Source organism: Pseudomonas sp. PMCC200344 (assembly GCF_030053095.1).
In the GTDB taxonomy this organism is placed as follows: Bacteria; Pseudomonadota; Gammaproteobacteria; order Pseudomonadales; family Pseudomonadaceae; genus Aquipseudomonas; species Aquipseudomonas svalbardensis.
In genome coordinates this window covers 5,231,400-5,247,742 of sequence record NZ_CP125618.1, presented here as the reverse complement: position 1 = coordinate 5,247,742, position 16,343 = coordinate 5,231,400, and the positions used below count along the sequence as shown (strand labels likewise).

The window sequence follows — 16,343 nt, the reverse complement described above, 5'->3', positions numbered from 1 at the left end:
GGGGCCTGCGCATCGTTCACGTGGCTGCGGATGAAGAGGGCTGCACCGACCCCAGATACCGGACGAAGGCGTCCGGCTCCACGGCCTTGCTGAAGTAGTAACCCTGGCCTTCCTCGCATTGATGGGCCTTGAGGAAATCCAGTTGTTCGAGGGTTTCCACCCCTTCGGCAATGATGGTCAGCTTGAGGCTCCGGCCCAGGCTGATGATGGCGCTGACGAGGGCAGCGTCGTTGCTGTCGCTGCTTAAGCCGCGAATGAACGACTGGTCGATTTTCAGCACATCGATGGGAAAACGCTGCAAGTAACTCAGACTGGAATAACCTGTACCGAAGTCATCGATGGCCAGTCGCACGCCCATGGCCTTGAGCCGGGTCAGCGCGGTCACCGTGGTTTCGACGTTCTGCATCAACACGCCTTCGGTGATTTCAAGCTCCAGCAAGGCCGGTTCCAGACCTGTTTGTTTGAGTGTCTGTTCGATGCCGTCGACAAAGTCCCGCTGACGGAAATCGATGGCCGAGATATTCACCGACATATAGATTTTCGGCAGCCCCGCGGCCTGCCAGGCGCAGGTTTGTCGGCAAGCCTCGGCGAGCACCCATTTGCTTAACGGCACGATCAAACCGCTGTCTTCGGCCACACCGATAAATTTGGACGGGTAGACCAGACCGTGCCCCGGTTTTTGCCAGCGGATCAGCGCCTCGGCACCGACCACCTGGCCGCTGCTCAGGTCCAGCTTGGGCTGGTAATGCAGGACAAATTCGTTGCGCTCCAGCGCCAGGCGAATGCCAGACTCGATGCTTTGCTGATCCCGGGCGCGCTGGTTCATGTCGTCGATAAAAAAACTGTAATCGTTCGGGCCGCTTTCCTTGACGTTGCGCATCGCTGTTTCGGCTTTCTTGATCAGCGAGATGGCATCGAGGCCGTCCTCGGGGTAGATGCTGATCCCCAGGCTGGCGGTCACGCTCAGGTCGTGGCCGGCAATGTGCTGGGGCGCGCGGATGGCGTTCAAGAGTTTTTCGGCGATGCCCTTGGTCTGCTGGGGATGGCGGACGTCGGCGAGGATCACCACGAATTCATCGGAACCGTAGCGAAACACCGAGTCGGACTCGCGCACCGTCGCCACCAGATTACGGCCGACCTGTTTGAGCATCTCGTCCCCGGCCGGATGTCCCAGGGCATTGTTGATGCGCTTGAAGCGATCGAGGCCCATAAACATCACGGCCAGTTGCTTGTCATGGCGCCGGGACAGGGCCAGGGACTGGTTCAGCCGGTCACCGAGCAACGTGCTGTTGGGCAGCTCGGTCAGCACGTCGTACTGCAACAGGTGCGATACCTTGAGCAATTCGTGGACCCGCGCCTCGATGGTTTGCTCCAGGCTCAGGACCTTCATCGCCGCGTCCTGTGCCATCTGCCATTTCCAGGTCAGGGCACTGGCCATCTGACGGATTTCCAGGCTGTCGAAGGGTTTTTTCAGCACCAGCAACTGGTCGCCGAACTCCAGCCGTTCGGCCATGTCTTCCCAGGTGTAATCGGAATAGGCCGTGCACAACGCGATTTGCAGGTGAGGGTCGGCCTTCCACAGTTGTTCGATGGTTTCCAGGCCGTCCCAGCCAGGAGGCATGCGCATGTCGGTGAACGCCATGGCATAGGGGTGACCTTCGGCCAGTGCGCGCGTGACCAGTTCGAGGGCTTCCTGGCCCTGGTAGGCCGAGTCGAGCTGGAACGTCAGCCGATCAAGCTGTACGGTGCCGAACAGGGCTTCTTCAGCACCAGCCAGGGTCTGTTCGCCTTCGGTCTCTGGGCCAAGAATCTTGCGAAAATCCTCATGAATCGAGGGCGTGTCGTCGATGATCAGGATGCGCCGGTTAGTCCGCACGAAAGGCGTTTTCATCCTTTGTCCTCCGTGGAGCGTGGCGGGTTGTCCAGAATCGGCCCGATGTCATGGTTCGGGGGCACGATGCTGCCGGCCTTCAGCAGCTCGGCGGCCTGCTGGCTGCTGACCGCTTTGCTGAAGAAGTAACCCTGGGCGTTCATCGGTGAACCGGTGGCCATCAGCGAGCTGCGCTGCTCCTGGGTTTCGACGCCCTCGGCAATGATGCCGATCCCGACTTCACGGGCGAAGTTGATGATGGCGCGCAGGGTGTTTGCGCTGGCCGGATCGCGGGCGGCGGTGTCGATGAAGGCCTGAGCGAGTTTCAGGTGATTGACCTGGTAGGTCTTGAGGTAGTCGAACGAGGAGTACTCGGTGCCGAAGTCGTCGATGGCGATCTTCACCCCCAGCTCACGCAGGCGCGGCAGCACATCGTTGTGGGTCCATTTGGTCTGGGCCAGCGTCGCTTCGGTGACGTCGAAGCGCAGGTCCCAGGGGCAGAGTTCCCAGCGCGCGGTGGTGCGCAGCACGTCATAGATCAGTTCGGGACCACTCTTGAGTTGGGCCAGGGACAGCTTGATCGCAATCACCGGCGGCGCCATGCCTTCATCGCGCCATTGACGCATTTGCTGGCAGGCGCGATCCAGCACCCAGTGACCGAGCGCGACGATGGTGCCGGTCTTTTCCGCCGCAGGCAGGAACGCCGGGGCTTCCAGTAAACCGCGTTCAGGGTGGTTCCAGCGGACCTGCGCTTCCATGCCGAGGATTTTGCCGCTGCTCAGGTCCACTTCCGGCCAGTAATGCAGTTCGAGTTCTTGGTGTTCGATGGCCGCTCTCAAGTCGCTGGCGATGGTCATGCGTTCGACCACCTCCTGATTGATCTCCTCGGAATGGAAGTGGTACTGGTTGCGGCCCTTTTCCTTGGAGCGATACAGCGCCATGTCGGCCTGAGTCAGCAGGCCGTCGGCGCTGGTGCTTTCCGGGGTGCAGCTGCTGATGCCGATACTCACCGAGACCCGCACGTCATTGCCGTCCAGGGAATAGGGCAGTACCAACGTATCGCGGATCTTGGCGGCCAGGGCTGCGGATTGGGTCGGGTCACCGACGTCCAGTTGCAAGATCGCGAACTCGTCACCGCCGAGGCGGGCAACCACATCGTTTTCGCGCACGCAGGCTTTGATCCGGCGTGCAACCTCTTGCAGCAACAGGTCGCCCACCGGATGGCCGAGGGTGTCGTTGATGCGTTTGAAGTGATCCAGGTCCAGGTAAAACATGGCGAACGGTGCCGCCCCCCGACGCGCAGAGGCGAATGCCTGGTGCAACCGCTCGATCAGCGTCGCACGGTTGGCCAGCCCGGTCAGCCCGTCAGTGCGGGCCAGCAGGGCGATTTTCTCTTCGGCCAGTTTGCGTTCGGTGATGTCGATGATGATGCCTTCGACTTCCAGCAAACGGCCTTCATCGTCGCGCACCGGGATGTAGCGGTTTTCGACCCAACGCCAGGCTCCTTCGCCAGTGCGCATCCGAAACTCGATGGAAGCGCCCGCCGCATGACGGTCCAGCACCCGGGCCATGGCGGTGTCGACCTTCGATTGATCATCTGGATGGATCAGTTCCTGAGCCCAGTTGGCCGAGGCGACCAGTTTCGCCGCGACATGACCGTATTTGGTGATGTTGTGCGAGATATACATCAACGGAAACGACGGCTCGCCGCGCAACCGATACAGAATGGTGGGGCTGTTCTGCACGATGATGTTGGCGTCGGACAGCTCTCGGGTGCGTTCTTCTACCGCCTGTTCGAGCAGCGACATCTTCAGCTCTGCGTCTTCGGTCATTTGCCACTTGGCCGTCAATGCGCTGGCCATCTGGCGGATTTCGATGGCATCGAAGGGCTTTTTGAGAATCAGCAGGCGATCGCCCAGTTCCAGGCGCTCGTCGATGTCTTCCCAGGAATAGTCGGAATAAGCGGTGCAGAGCGCCACTTGCAGCTTGGGATCGACCTGCCACAGCCGTTCGATGGTTTCCAGCCCGTCCCAGCCCGGCGGCATGCGCATGTCGATGAAGGCCATCGCATAGGGCATGTCGTTGGCCAGCGCCGTCTCGACCTTATCCAGGGCTTCGAACCCCTGAAACGCCGAGTCGAGCACAAAGCTCTGCAGCGATAGCGCCGCAGGGGTGCCGAACAGGGCATTTTCGGCGCTGATCAGGCTGTCGTCATCGATCGATGGCGGACTGAGGATCTTGGCGAAGTCCGCATGAATCGAGGCGGTGTCGTCGACGATAAGAACTCGCCGGTTGGTCCGCGCCAGCAGCGTATTTATCGACATACGCCAGTACCGGCAGCAGTTTGATGCGGTGTACTCATAGAGGGGCTTCCTTTCCCTGATCACCTGGCCGAACGTACAGATTATGGATCCGAGTCAGCTGAGCATAGTCGTCAGTCCAGCACTTCGCGCAACTCAATGAGCTGAATCATTTCCTTTGGCGGGCTGAAAATCATCTAGCCTGTAGGTCAGGCTCCGGCAATAGGGGATGTTTGCCTCGGGGCCTGCCACAACGATGTGCCCGTTTCACTTGAGGTGACGCCATGGAAGAGCAACTCCCCACGACTTTGAACGATAAACCCAAGGTGCTGCTGGTCGATGACGAGGAGTCAATCCTCAACAGCCTGCGTCGCCTGTTACGCGGCCAGCCCTACGAGTTGCTGCTGGCCACCAGCGGTGCCCAGGCGCTGGAGATCATGGAGCAACACTCCATTGACCTGGTGATGACCGACGCACGCATGCCCAACATGGACGGCGCCACGCTGCTGGCGCGCATCCATCAGCTTTACCCGACGACCACCCGGATTCTGCTCACCGGCTACGCGGACATGCCGACGATCATCAAAGCGATCAACGAAGGGAAGATTCACCGCTACATCAGCAAACCCTGGAACGACGAGGAAATGCTCCTGACCTTGCGCCAGGCTTTGGCTCATCAATATTCCGAGCGCGAACGCCAGCGTCTGGAGCAGTTGACCCGGCTGCAGAACGACCAGTTGAAGTCGCTCAACATCACCCTGGAAAAACACGTCGCCGCCCGCACCGCCGAACTCCAGCAGACCGCCGACATGCTCGACCTGGCCTACGAAGAGCTCAAGCACAGCTATGTCACCGGCACCGAGGTGTTCTCGCTGCTGGCTAACCTGCGCCTGCCGCCGGCCAAACAGACCAACCGCCAGATCATCGAACTGGTGCGGGTCTACTGCAAACTTCATGGCCTGGACGAGGGCACCAGTCGCGACCTGACCATGGCCGCGGCGCTCTACAACATCGGCAAGCTGAGCTGGACCGACAGCATGATGACCGCGCCCGCGGACCTGCTGCACCACAGCGATCGGGAGCGCTATCGCGGTTATCCCAAGCAGAGTGAATCGCTGTTGATGACGCTCGACCCGATGAAGGACGCCGCCCGTCTGATTCTTCATCATCAGGAGCGCTGGGATGGCAGCGGCTTCCCTGACCGGCTCAAGGGCGAGGCGATTCCGTTCGGTTCACGCCTGCTGAAACTGGCGGTGGATTTCATCGAGTTGCAGCGCGGGCTGATCCTCGAGCGGCAGATGAATAGCGATGAAGCACTGATCTACATCCGCAGCTATGCCGGGCGGCTTTACGATCCCGAACTGGTGGAAGATTTCATCCAGGTCTGTGCCGCGTACCTGAGCGACATCTCGCTGGCCGATCCGTCGGTCAAGGTGCTGACCACACGGGAAGTGGCGGCAGGCATGATCCTGGCGCGCAACCTCAATGCCGACAACGGCATGCTGCTGCTCAATGCCGGCAAGGTGTTGAATGGGCCGCTGGTGGAGAAGTTGATCGCCTTCGAAGCCATGGAAGGCGCGAAATACAGCATTTTCGTGAAGGTGCCGGAGGAAGTTGCGATTCTCGAGGCCAGTGGGGTCTAGGAACTGTACTAGTCCAATGTGGGAGCGAGCCTGCTCGCGATGAACGATGATGCGGTGTTCCTGAAAAACCGCGTCGTCTTCATCGCGAGCAGGCTCGCTCCCACAGAGGGCTTGGTAGATGCTGTTTTCGGGGTGACGAAGCGGCAGCGGCCATGTGATCCTTGCGCTTTTTTCCAAGGACGATCCTGATCCATGACGCTTTCATCCGCTGCTTCGCCCCGCCTCATCCGCATCGCCGCCGCCCTGTTGATCGGCCCGGACGGTCGCACGCTGTTGGTTCGCAAGCGCGGCACCGAAGCGTTCATGCAGCCGGGGGGCAAGATCGAAGCCCATGAGCAACCGGTCCACGCGCTGGCCCGTGAACTGGAAGAAGAATTGGGGCTGGTCATCGATCCGGCACACGCCACTTATCTCGGGCAATTCTCGGCACCGGCCGTCAATGAGCCGGGTTTTACCGTCCAGGCCGAACTCTTTCAGCTGACCATCGATTCAGACGTTTCGCCTGCGGCGGAGATCGAAGAGGTGCGCTGGATCGACTTGGCCACCGACGGCAATGTCACGCTGGCGCCATTGACACGGGACCTGATCCTGCCGTTTTATCGTGCCTTGTTAACCGAAACTGCCTGATTATTGCCCGGGCAAAGGACTGCCCATGATCCCGCTTCAAGACTTGCTGATTTTCGCCGCTGCCGCATTGCTGATGGTACTGACGCCGGGGCCGAACATGATTTACCTGATCTCCCGTTCGATCTGCCAGGGGCGCAAGGCCGGTGTGACCTCGTTGCTCGGTGTGGTCGCGGGTTTTTTCGTGCACCTGTTCGCGGCTGCTGCCGGTTTGACCGCGGTGTTTCTGGCGGTGCCGATGGCCTACGAAGTGCTGAAGTGGGCTGGCGCGCTGTACCTGATGTGGTTGGCCTGGCAAGCCGTCAAACCGGGTGCGCGTTCACCGTTCGAGGCGCAGCAGTTGCCGCCGGACTCGTCGCGCAAACTGATCACCATGGGCTTTCTGACCAGCGCCCTGAACCCGAAGATCGCCGTGTTTTATCTGTCGGTGTTTCCGCAGTTCATTACGCCTGAGCATGGCTCGGTGTTCACTCAAAGCATCACGCTGGGTCTGACTCAGATCAGCGTCAGTTTCAGCGTCAATCTGCTGATCGCGCTGTTCGCCGCGGGCATCGCCTCCTGGTTCGTCAACAACCCGTCCTGGTTGGCGGTGCAGCGCTATTTCATGGGGTTCGTGCTGTCGGCGCTGGCGGTGCGACTGATGCTGGAACAACGACGGATGGCTTGAACATGTGGATTGAACGGCTTGATGCCAGTCATGCCCTGGATTATCGGGCGCTGATGCTCGAAGCCTATGACCTGCATCCCCAGGCGTTTACTTCCAGCGTGCGCGAACGCGCCGTGATGCCGTTGAGTTGGTGGGAATCACGCCTGAGCAGCAAGCTGGACGTGGTGTTCGGCGCGTTCGAAGGCGGTGAGTTGGCGGGCATCGTCGGCCTGGCCTTCGAACCACGGGAAAAGGCCCGGCACAAGGCGACATTGTTTGGCATGTACGTGTCGGGCAAGGTCCGGCAACGCGGGTTCGGTTATCACCTGGTGCAGGCCGCCCTGGCTGAAGCGCAGGACCATAAAGGTCTGAGGTTGATCCAGCTGACCGTTACCGCCGGCAATGACGCCGCGTTCAACCTGTACCAGCGTTGCGGCTTCATCCAGTTTGGTCTTGAACCGCTGGCGGTGCGGGTGGGCGAAGACTACTTCGACAAAATCCACATGTGGCGCGAGCTCTAAAGATCACCGAAATCCCTGTGGGAGCGAGCCTGCTCGCGAATGCGATCTGTCTGCTACATCAATGCTGACTGACACTCCGCCATCGCGAGCAGGCTCGCTCCCACAGGGGTATGTGGTGTGTCAGCGAACGGCGCTGACGCCGTCGAGTGTCGAGAACGACGTGTCCTTGGCCGTCAGCAAAAAGTCGCGCATATACGGCGCATCCAGCATGTCGGCGCGAATCCCGGCGTACAGCGTCGCAAACAAACCTTTCTCGCCCAGCCGCTTGGCCTTCACATAACCCCGTGAGCTGTATTCATGCAGCGCCCAATGGGGCATGCCGCACACGCCGCGACCGCTGGCCACCAATTGCATCATCATCACTGTCAGTTCCGACGTGCGGACCTGAGCCGGTTCGATATCGGCCGGTTCCAGGAAACGGGTGAAGATGTCCAGTCGATCACGCTCCACCGGGTAGGTGATCAGCGTTTCGGTGAGCAAATCTTCCGGGACGATGTAGGCCTTGCTCGCCAAACGGTGCTGGTTGGCGACCGCGAGCATCGCTTCATAGGTGAACAACGGCACGTAAGTGATTCCGGCCAGTTCCAGCGGGTCGGAGGTCACCACCAAATCCAGATCGCCACGGGCCAGCGCCGGCAGCGGGGCGAAGGAGAACCCTGAGGCCAGGTCCAGTTCGACTTCCGGCCAGGCATCGCGGAACTGGTCGATGGTCGGCATCAGCCACTGAAAGCAACTGTGACACTCGATCGCCATGTGCAAACGCCCGGCAGTGCCACCGGCCAGCCGCGCGATATCGCGCTCGGCACCGCGCAGTAATGGCAAGGTCGCGTCGGCCAGTTGCAGCAGACGCAAACCGGCGCTGGTGAAACGCACCGGTTTGGTCTTGCGCACGAACAACGGCATGCCCATGCGCTCCTCCAGTTCCTTGAACTGGTGGGACAGGGCCGACTGCGTCAGGTGCAAGCGGTCGGCCGCATCCACCAGGCTATCGGCTTCGCGCAAGGCGTGCAGGGTCTTCAGGTGACGGATTTCAAGCACTGGGGGCTCCATGAGGAAAACTTGTGATCAACACGAAAAGGTTGAGTTTGTCTCATGTTGGGTTGGCTGTCGACAATAGCGCCATCTTTTACAGGGAGAAGTTCACCATGGCTCTGGCCCATACACTTGGTTTCCCACGCATCGGCGCGGACCGCGAACTGAAAAAAGCCCTCGAATCCTACTGGAAGGGCGATCTGGATCAGGACGCGCTGAAAAGCGTCGGCCGCCAATTGCGCGCCACCCACTGGCAATTGCAGAAAGACGCCGGCATCGACCTGCTGCCCGTGGGCGATTTCGCCTGGTACGACCAGGTCCTGACCCATTCCCTGACCTTCGGTGTGATCCCCGAGCGTTTCGACAGCGCCAAGGACTCACGCGGCCTGCCGACCCTCGACACCCTGTTCGCCATGGCCCGTGGCGCCACGGCTGCCTGCTGCGGCGGCGAACACAGCAAAGCGCAATACGCCCAGGAACTGACCAAGTGGTTCGACACCAACTACCACTACCTTGTCCCGGAGTTCACCGCTGACCAGCAGTTCAAGCTGAGCTGGGAACAGTTGTTCGACGAAGTCGACGAAGCCAAGGCGCTGGGCCACAACGTCAAACCGGTGATCATCGGTCCACTGACTTACCTGTGGCTGGGCAAAGCCAAAGGCGACGACTTCGACAAGCTCGACCTGCTGGAACGCCTGCTGCCGATCTACGGCGAAATCCTCGGTCGCCTCGCCGCTCAAGGCGTTGAGTGGGTGCAGATCGACGAGCCGATCCTGACCCTTGACCTGCCACAGGCCTGGAAAAACGCTTTCGAACGCGCCTATCACATCCTTCAATACTCGCCGCTGAAAAAACTGGTGGCGACCTACTTCAGTGGACTGGAAGACAACCTCGGCCTGGCGGTCAGCCTGCCGGTGCAAGGCTTGCACATCGACGCCGTGCGCGCCCCGGATCAGCTCGGCCAAGTGCTGGACCGTCTGCCGACCTACAAGATTCTCTCGGTGGGCCTGGTCAACGGCCGCAACGTCTGGCGCTGCGAACTGGAGCAAGTGCTGGCGCAACTGCAGCCGGCCCAGGAACGCTTCGGCGACAACCTGTGGGTCAGCAGTTCCTGCTCGCTGCTGCACAGCCCGGTGGATCTGGATCGCGAAGACAAACTCGATCCGGAACTGAAAAGCTGGCTGGCGTTTGCCGTGCAGAAGTGCGGCGAAATCGCCGTGCTGCGCGATGCCCTGAACGACCCGCAATCTACCAAGGTGCAAGCCGCCCTCGCTGAGAGCCGTGCGATTCAAGCCAGCCGTGCCGAGTCACCGCGTATCCATAAAGCCGAGGTGCAGGCACGGATAAACGCCATCAGCGACAAGGACAGCCAACGCCACTCGCCGTTCACCAAACGCATCGAGCAGCAGCGTGCGCAGTTGAAACTGCCGGCATTCCCGACCACCACCATCGGTTCGTTCCCGCAGACCGGTTCGATCCGTCTGGCACGCCAGGCGTTCAAGCAAGGCAAACTGTCGGCCAACGACTACACCGACGCCATGCACAGCGAAATCCGCCACGCCGTGCAAGTCCAGGAACGCCTGGGGCTGGACGTGCTGGTACACGGTGAAGCCGAACGCAACGACATGGTCGAGTACTTCGCCGAGCAGCTGGACGGCTATCTGTTCACCCGGTTTGGTTGGGTGCAGAGCTACGGTTCGCGCTGCGTGAAACCGGCGATCATCTATGGCGACCTGAGCCGTCCGAACGCCATGACCGTCGACTGGATCACCTATGCCCAGAGCCTGACCGACAAGGTCATGAAAGGCATGCTCACCGGCCCCGTGACCATGCTGATGTGGTCGTTCCCGCGTGAAGACGTCTCGCGCAAAATTCAGGCGCAGCAACTCGCCCTGGCTTTGCGTGACGAAGTGGTGGACCTGGAAAGCGCCGGCATCAAGATCGTGCAGATCGACGAAGCCGCCTTCCGTGAAGGCTTGCCGCTGCGTCGGGCGCAATGGCAGGAATATCTGGATTGGGCGGTAGAAGCTTTCCGTTTGAGCGCCTCCGGTGTACGTGACGAAACCCAGATCCACACCCACATGTGCTACAGCGAATTCAACGATGTGATCGAGTCCATCGCGGCGATGGACGCCGATGTGATCACCATCGAAACCTCGCGTTCGGACATGGAATTGCTGGAGGCTTTCGAAGCGTTCGACTATCCGAACGACATCGGCCCGGGCGTCTACGACATCCACTCGCCACGGGTGCCGGACACGGCCGAAATGGTCAAGTTGATGAGCAAAGCCGTGAAGCGCATTCCAGCCGAGCGGTTGTGGGTCAATCCGGATTGCGGGTTGAAGACTCGGGCGTGGCCTGAGACTGAGGCGGCGTTGGTCAACATGGTGGCGGCGGCGCGGCAGTTGAGAAGCCAATTGGCATAAGGTAGCCAAAACGGGAGCGGACAAACCGCTCCCGTTTTGCGTTCTAAACCTGCTCGAAATGCTTGAGTGCCGCTGACTTCTTGCCGATATCGGCATAGGGAAGCGCGGCGTTATCGGCGTGGGTCAGAAATCGGTGTTCCGGCAGTTTCAGATGGGCCTTCTCGAACACATCGAAGGTGGGTGCTGCCTTGGCATAGTGGAAATGGGCATACCACAGCACCTTGGGAGGCGTTGCAGTCAAATCCCATACTTCGTATTCCTGCAGGTAATCGATTCGACCGTCAGGACGTTTGCCCAGGTTTTTCATTGGGCTCGTTTTGCGTATCTCCAATGCGTTGTGGCGGACCAGGTCATCGAGCATTCCATCGGTAGGTTTTTTAGTACTCAACGACTGCCGTGTGCGCATTTCACGTCCGGTGGTGGTGAGTTCGGTGGCCTTGTCGCGCAGTTGCTGGATGATGGCGTTCTGCGGAGCAATCTCTTCGATGTTGAGCGCGCGGCGGGTCAGCTCGCTGGCCTCGCTGACCATCATGTGTTCCAGATCGACCGGGAGCATGTCTTGAGCTGCGTAGGATTGAACCTTGGCCTTGTAAGACTGCTGTGATTGCAGTCGGCTCTGAGCATCCTCGACCAAAGATCCAAGGTCCCTTTGCACAGGGCGAATTGCCTGTTCCGGCGGGTTCAGCAGGCGAAACTTGCCATTTGAACCTTGTTCCCAAACCTCCTCAAATCCGCCCTGGCCTGTCAGGGAGTACTGGTGCTTTTGGGTCGTCGGTTCCCAGCGCTCCACCCCAATCAGCAATTGATCGTCTTCGGTGGTGAACACTTTTTTGCTGCGTTGCCCGGCAGGGGAAGGGGGAGTCGGCTGATCGATGGCCTTGCGCGCCCGTTCGGCCATTTTCTCGATACCCTCCAACAGTGGCGCCACGGCGTCCAGATGGAAGTGCTGTGGGTAGCTGGTGGTCCAGGCATTCATGTTGCGTCGAAACTCGCTGTAAAGATCGAGGCACTCCTGCAATATCCGGTTGCGCTGGGCTCTGGTGGCGGTGACTTCCGGCAGGCTGTATTGAGTGAACAAGGCGCGATCGACTTTGGCCCGCAGATTCTCTGCCTGTGCTTGCAGATAGAGCCAGGAGATATCTCGGGTTGTGTCAAAGCGTTTGACGATTTCCAGCAGGTGGCCGGTTCTCAAGTAGAGCAGATTGGCCTCGCTGAGCCTCCCGTTCAACATCATGACTTCGGAGGTCAGATGCGCCTTGTGGGTGCTGACTGTTATGCGCTCGTACCACACGTTGAGGTCGCGCATCGCAGCATCGATTTGCTCCAGTTCGCGCAGAAAGTCCACACGCACCAATCGGGTTTCTCGCAGCAGACGAAAGCGTTCGCTGAGCGCAGTGTTCGGCAGTGCGTCCAGGCGGTCGATAAGGTCGTCGATCCTGTCGATCAACGGATCGGCTCGGTGATTGGAAAAGAACACCCGACGCTTGTACCGATCGGCAATCAACAACGCGTCATGGCTTTGCGCGTCTCGCAGCACACGCCGTTTGTTGCCGTGGGTCAAGGGCAACAGGTCAACCAGTGTCTGGTAGTGTCTGCTGGCCAGTTCAATGTCGCCGATACACGCAGCTTCGGTAGCCGGCATCAGTGTCGGACGGTGTTCTACGGGGCTGGCATCGTACTGTTCAATGGCGGCGTTGGTACGCGCAACCCGGGTATCGAGTTGCGGGGCAAAGTCGTCTGCCGCTTCGGTCAATGCGTTCTGCCGGCGGAAAGCCTCATCGACCCACCATCGCGGCAGGCGTTCGCGAATGGCGGCCGGCCAGAGCGGATCAAGCGTATCTGCCAGATGCCCGAGCACACCGCCACCGCCGAGCCCACCCCCCTCGAAGGTCACCCCGTAGACACCGAAGTAAGTGTCCCAATGGCCTGCTTCATCAAGGCCGATGGGTTGTTTGTAGGTTTTTTGACGAGTGCCAGTCAGTCGCCAGTTTCGTGAGTCCGTGCTGCGTTCAACCTGAAAGATGCGTCCCTGGCGAACGATAAAGTCGCCGTCTGCGTGACGGTAGATATTGCGGTAGACCCCGTGGGTCGCCGGTTGCAGACCGGTCAGGGAGATCGGTTTTTCGTAATCGTAACCGGCGAAGCGATTGAAACCATGCCGCGCTTGCCGCCTTGTCCTCCCTGACAACGCACCCACGCTTTTGCCCAATGCTTCAGTTTGACGAATACGCGTCAGTGATCGAGCGCCCTTGGCTGACCTGGACCCCACGGAAGCGCCGGGAAGTATGTCCATGGCGGCATCGATCAGTGACAGCAGCACCGATTCAATCTCCGTCAGTCCATCGCCAATGTCGCCGCGCAACAGGGCCGCAACGGCTCGGTTGGCACTGGTCCAGGCATCGTAGAGGGCGATGGCCGAGCCGACAAAGGGCACCACGCCCAACGCCATCTTCATGTAATTGAACGCCCTCGGACCACTGAGCGCGTAGCGCTCCAGATACAAGGCATCGTTGGAACGGGAGGTTCCGCGATGCGCTTCGATCAGGCGTCCCATATGGGCATTGAGCAGATGGGCCGCCAGTGATGTTGTTTTCGGCCAAGGCACCCCGACGCCGATCATGGCGTCGAAGTGTTTAAGCACGGCCTGGTTGATACGGCTGATATGGGCCTGCACCTTGCCGTGCAAGGCTCGTCCTGCCAGGTAGCTGACCATCTCGCTGCGCAGGCACAGATTGAACAAGGCCCTGCGAGCGGCTTCCAGAGTGTCGTAGCGCCGCAAAAACTGACCGTCGGGGCTATCAGGTAGATAAAGCAGGGTCACCTTGCTGACTTGCTCTTCAATGAAGGTCACGCCAGACAAGGTGGTTGGCCCCTCGTTTTGCGTGTCCTTGCCCCCGGCGCTCAGGTACGCCGCCAGGAGCACGATGCGTTTGCCGTCCACGTTCCAGGCTTCAGGGGTATTGGCCTCAATGGCGATGTTCAATACCTGCCATTCGTTTTGATTGATCTGTTTTTGCAGGCGCGCGCATTTCCCCAGCAACTTGAGCATCAGGCGCCAGGGCTCGATCAGGCATTCGCGGCGATGCTCTTTCACGAACGCAGTCTCGCTGGCCGACCCCATGAATGCGCCGCGGATCAGTGTTTCGTACGCCTGGGGTAGATCAAGCTCGGGCAGGACCTTGCGCAGCCAGGGCAGGGTGATGCCGCTTGCCAATGTCCGGCGTTCGGTGGGGATCGCGGCTGTAACTTGCACCCGCATAAAGCCCAGTCGCAGCGAAAGAGGCTCCCGCTGCATCGATGGGGTGTTGTCGATGTTGAGCTGGGCGAGGTCTTCGAGTGACATTTTGTTGCGGGTCGTACTGGGAACCGCGACGAGTTTCTGCGGGGTTCCCGGGGCTGCGCCATCAACCAGTTGTTTTTGCAGAGTGACCGAGTCGGGCAGATCAAGGTGTACGTCAAAATGCCCCAGGAGCGAGAAGTCTTTTCGCAGGTGGGCATGCAAATGTTGACGGGTGAATTCGTCACGGGGCGCCAGGGCGATCTCCAGCTGTTCGTGGCTACGGCGCATCGCCAGGATGTAAGTCTCAACCAAAGTCTTGAGTTCAACGCGGTCGAACGCCGATAAATTGGCCAGCCACTCGGGCAGCAAGGAGAAGAGGGCAACGCTGCGGCTTTGTTCCAACAGGTGCGAAAAGGCAAGACTTCTAGCGGCCGGCACCGGGACTTGTAAGGTGGCCAACGTTTGTTTGCGTAGCTTTTCCAGTTCGCCTGCACGCTGTAGAGCCTGGGCTGCATCGGGATATTGCTGGCGTATTTGCGCTGCCTTTTCTTCGAAATGGGTCGTTTGTTTATTGAGGCTGTATTGCAGCGGGTCGGTATGAATGTTTTTCAGCTGCAACGCCAGAATCTTATCCTGGTCCTGAATCTTGAACACGTGCCGCTCAAGTTCTGTGCGGTTGGCGAACCGTTGCAAGCCGCCGCCGGTACCGGGCCAGTACAGCAAAAGGCTGTGTGGCGATGCGGCGTCGAGCGGCGCTCGGGTGATGACGAAGGGTCCGTTGAGCTCCTGGGTCAAGACGCCGACATTCGGTTCGGTCAGCGACAGTGTCAGGCTGGCCGCGGTGATGGTGGCATCGCGATCGGCAGCGAGCGGCGTGTCCAACGCCGCTTTGAGCAGGCTTGATTCATCGCTGTTGACCTGTCTAAGGGCCAGTTGAAGCTGGGCCTCGGCACCCAGGCCATCCTTGTGCGCCTGATAGAGCGCGCTGAACTCGCGGTTGAGGGTCACAAAGTCGAAAGTGCGCGACCTGTAAAGCAGCGCGGATGCAGCTGTATCGGCGGCTTGCTCTGCCGTCTCGAGCGCCTTCAGTGCCTCTTTGAATTTCTGTTGGCGGTCGCTTTCGAGCTCATCTCCCAACAGCGTTTCGAGCGCATCGCGCTGCTTGTTCAGCGAGGCCTGCCGCTGGGGCCAGGGAATATCGGCAAACAGATTGTCGAATAACGGTTGCTCTTCATCATCAATGCCGTTGTCTGACGGCGGTTCCCCAAGGTCTGGTGGTGAGGCGAAAACGACTGCGTTTGCGTGCCGCGGGTGTAAAAGCAGTTCAGTGATGCCTGCCGTTAGCGGCTGGGAGTTCGCTGTGTATTCGAAGCGCAAGTCATCGTCGGGCAGGCCCGGCGGGATGAGCGCTTGTCGAGACAGCCAGTGCTCCATGTCGCTGCGCTGATTGAAGATCTGGATGGAAACAGGCCGGCAGGGCAGATACAGAAACTGCGCGACGGGCGCCCGATTCCCCACGCTGATGACCCAGGCGGCGGGGAGTTTTAGTGTGCCGCTGTCACTCAGGATCAGGGTCAACTGCTCGGTATGGATGGGTTGATTGTCCAGGCTCAACCCTTCGACGGGAGGGTCGATGATCAACAGCAGCGGCTTCAACTGTTCGGCGCTCAGGGTTCTGCGAGCAAACGCCACTTGAGCGGTTGCCTCGAAATGGTTGCGGTACAACTGACCCGCCCGCTCGCGCCGCGACACCGGCGTGCCGGGGGCTCGAGCGTCCCAGTAGGCATTCCAGCGTTGGTTGAGCGATTGTTCAGTGCGGTGGTTTCTCTGCGGCGCGGCGGCGAATAACGCGTGCAATGCCTGGCTACTGTCGCGCCAGCGGGTCGAGGCGCTCAGCAACAGGCTTTCATCGGGGTTGTTCTTCAGGGGCGGATGGGCCGCCATCACGACCGGCGGGGAGACGGGCAGGGCGCTGAACGCTCTTTCATTCATGGCAACGTG

General features: G+C 60.0%; 9 protein-coding genes. 5 read left to right on the top strand and 4 right to left on the bottom strand.

Annotated elements, in window-relative coordinates:
• Positions 1-16: 16 nt before the first annotated feature.
• Together QFW87_RS23965 and QFW87_RS23960 are read right to left on the bottom strand one after the other, a co-directional pair.
• Positions 17-1,891 carry an EAL domain-containing protein gene (locus tag QFW87_RS23965; protein WP_283181550.1) on the bottom strand — a complete coding sequence of 625 codons (1,875 nt, stop codon included), beginning with the start codon at positions 1,889-1,891 and terminating at the stop codon, positions 17-19.
• Positions 1,888-4,194, bottom strand: coding sequence for an EAL domain-containing protein (locus tag QFW87_RS23960; protein WP_283189045.1), 2,307 nt, complete (start codon positions 4,192-4,194; stop codon positions 1,888-1,890). The genes QFW87_RS23965 and QFW87_RS23960 overlap by 4 nt, the downstream gene beginning before the upstream one ends.
• 260 nt (positions 4,195-4,454) lie before the next feature.
• On the opposite strand from QFW87_RS23960, the gene QFW87_RS23955 reads away from it, so the two are divergent.
• From QFW87_RS23955 to QFW87_RS23940, 4 genes are all read left to right on the top strand, one after another.
• Positions 4,455-5,813: an HD domain-containing phosphohydrolase gene (locus tag QFW87_RS23955; RefSeq protein ID WP_283181548.1), complete on the top strand. Its 1,359-nt coding sequence runs from the start codon at positions 4,455-4,457 to the stop codon at positions 5,811-5,813.
• Positions 5,814-6,005: 192 nt separating this feature from the next.
• Positions 6,006-6,440, top strand: a complete 435-nt coding sequence (locus QFW87_RS23950) for an NUDIX domain-containing protein (protein ID WP_283189044.1) — start codon at positions 6,006-6,008, stop codon at positions 6,438-6,440.
• Positions 6,441-6,465: 25 nt separating this feature from the next.
• Positions 6,466-7,104, top strand: a complete 639-nt coding sequence (locus tag QFW87_RS23945; protein ID WP_033057445.1) for a LysE family translocator — start codon at positions 6,466-6,468, stop codon at positions 7,102-7,104.
• Between the two features lie 2 nt (positions 7,105-7,106).
• A complete protein-coding gene (locus QFW87_RS23940) occupies positions 7,107-7,604 on the top strand; it encodes a GNAT family N-acetyltransferase (protein ID WP_283189043.1) in 498 nt (165 codons plus the stop codon).
• 120 nt (positions 7,605-7,724) lie between these two features.
• On the opposite strand, the gene metR is transcribed toward QFW87_RS23940, so the two are convergent.
• On the bottom strand, positions 7,725-8,642 hold the full coding sequence (metR, locus tag QFW87_RS23935; protein ID WP_008155262.1) for a transcriptional regulator MetR: 918 nt from the start codon (positions 8,640-8,642) through the stop codon (positions 7,725-7,727).
• A gap of 107 nt (positions 8,643-8,749) precedes the next feature.
• On the opposite strand from metR, the gene metE reads away from it, so the two are divergent.
• A complete protein-coding gene (metE, locus tag QFW87_RS23930; RefSeq protein ID WP_283189042.1) occupies positions 8,750-11,062 on the top strand; it encodes a 5-methyltetrahydropteroyltriglutamate--homocysteine S-methyltransferase in 2,313 nt (770 codons plus the stop codon).
• Positions 11,063-11,105: 43 nt separating this feature from the next.
• Here the strand turns inward: metE and QFW87_RS23925 are convergent, their stop codons facing one another.
• A complete protein-coding gene (locus QFW87_RS23925) occupies positions 11,106-16,334 on the bottom strand; it encodes a hypothetical protein (RefSeq protein ID WP_283189041.1) in 5,229 nt (1,742 codons plus the stop codon).
• Positions 16,335-16,343 lie beyond the last annotated feature (9 nt).

What these genes read in the sequence shown, in the direction of transcription:
- QFW87_RS23965 (WP_283181550.1), bottom strand. Translation starts at nt 1,891, where the DNA reads ATGAAAACGCCTTTCGTGCGGACTAACCGGCGCATCCTGATCATCGAC.
- QFW87_RS23960 (WP_283189045.1), bottom strand. Translation starts at nt 4,194, where the DNA reads ATGTCGATAAATACGCTGCTGGCGCGGACCAACCGGCGAGTTCTTATC.
- QFW87_RS23955 (WP_283181548.1), top strand. Translation starts at nt 4,455, where the DNA reads ATGGAAGAGCAACTCCCCACGACTTTGAACGATAAACCCAAGGTGCTG.
- QFW87_RS23950 (WP_283189044.1), top strand. Translation starts at nt 6,006, where the DNA reads ATGACGCTTTCATCCGCTGCTTCGCCCCGCCTCATCCGCATCGCCGCC.
- QFW87_RS23945 (WP_033057445.1), top strand. Translation starts at nt 6,466, where the DNA reads ATGATCCCGCTTCAAGACTTGCTGATTTTCGCCGCTGCCGCATTGCTG.
- QFW87_RS23940 (WP_283189043.1), top strand. Translation starts at nt 7,107, where the DNA reads ATGTGGATTGAACGGCTTGATGCCAGTCATGCCCTGGATTATCGGGCG.
- metE (WP_283189042.1), top strand. Translation starts at nt 8,750, where the DNA reads ATGGCTCTGGCCCATACACTTGGTTTCCCACGCATCGGCGCGGACCGC.
- QFW87_RS23925 (WP_283189041.1), bottom strand. Translation starts at nt 16,334, where the DNA reads ATGAATGAAAGAGCGTTCAGCGCCCTGCCCGTCTCCCCGCCGGTCGTG.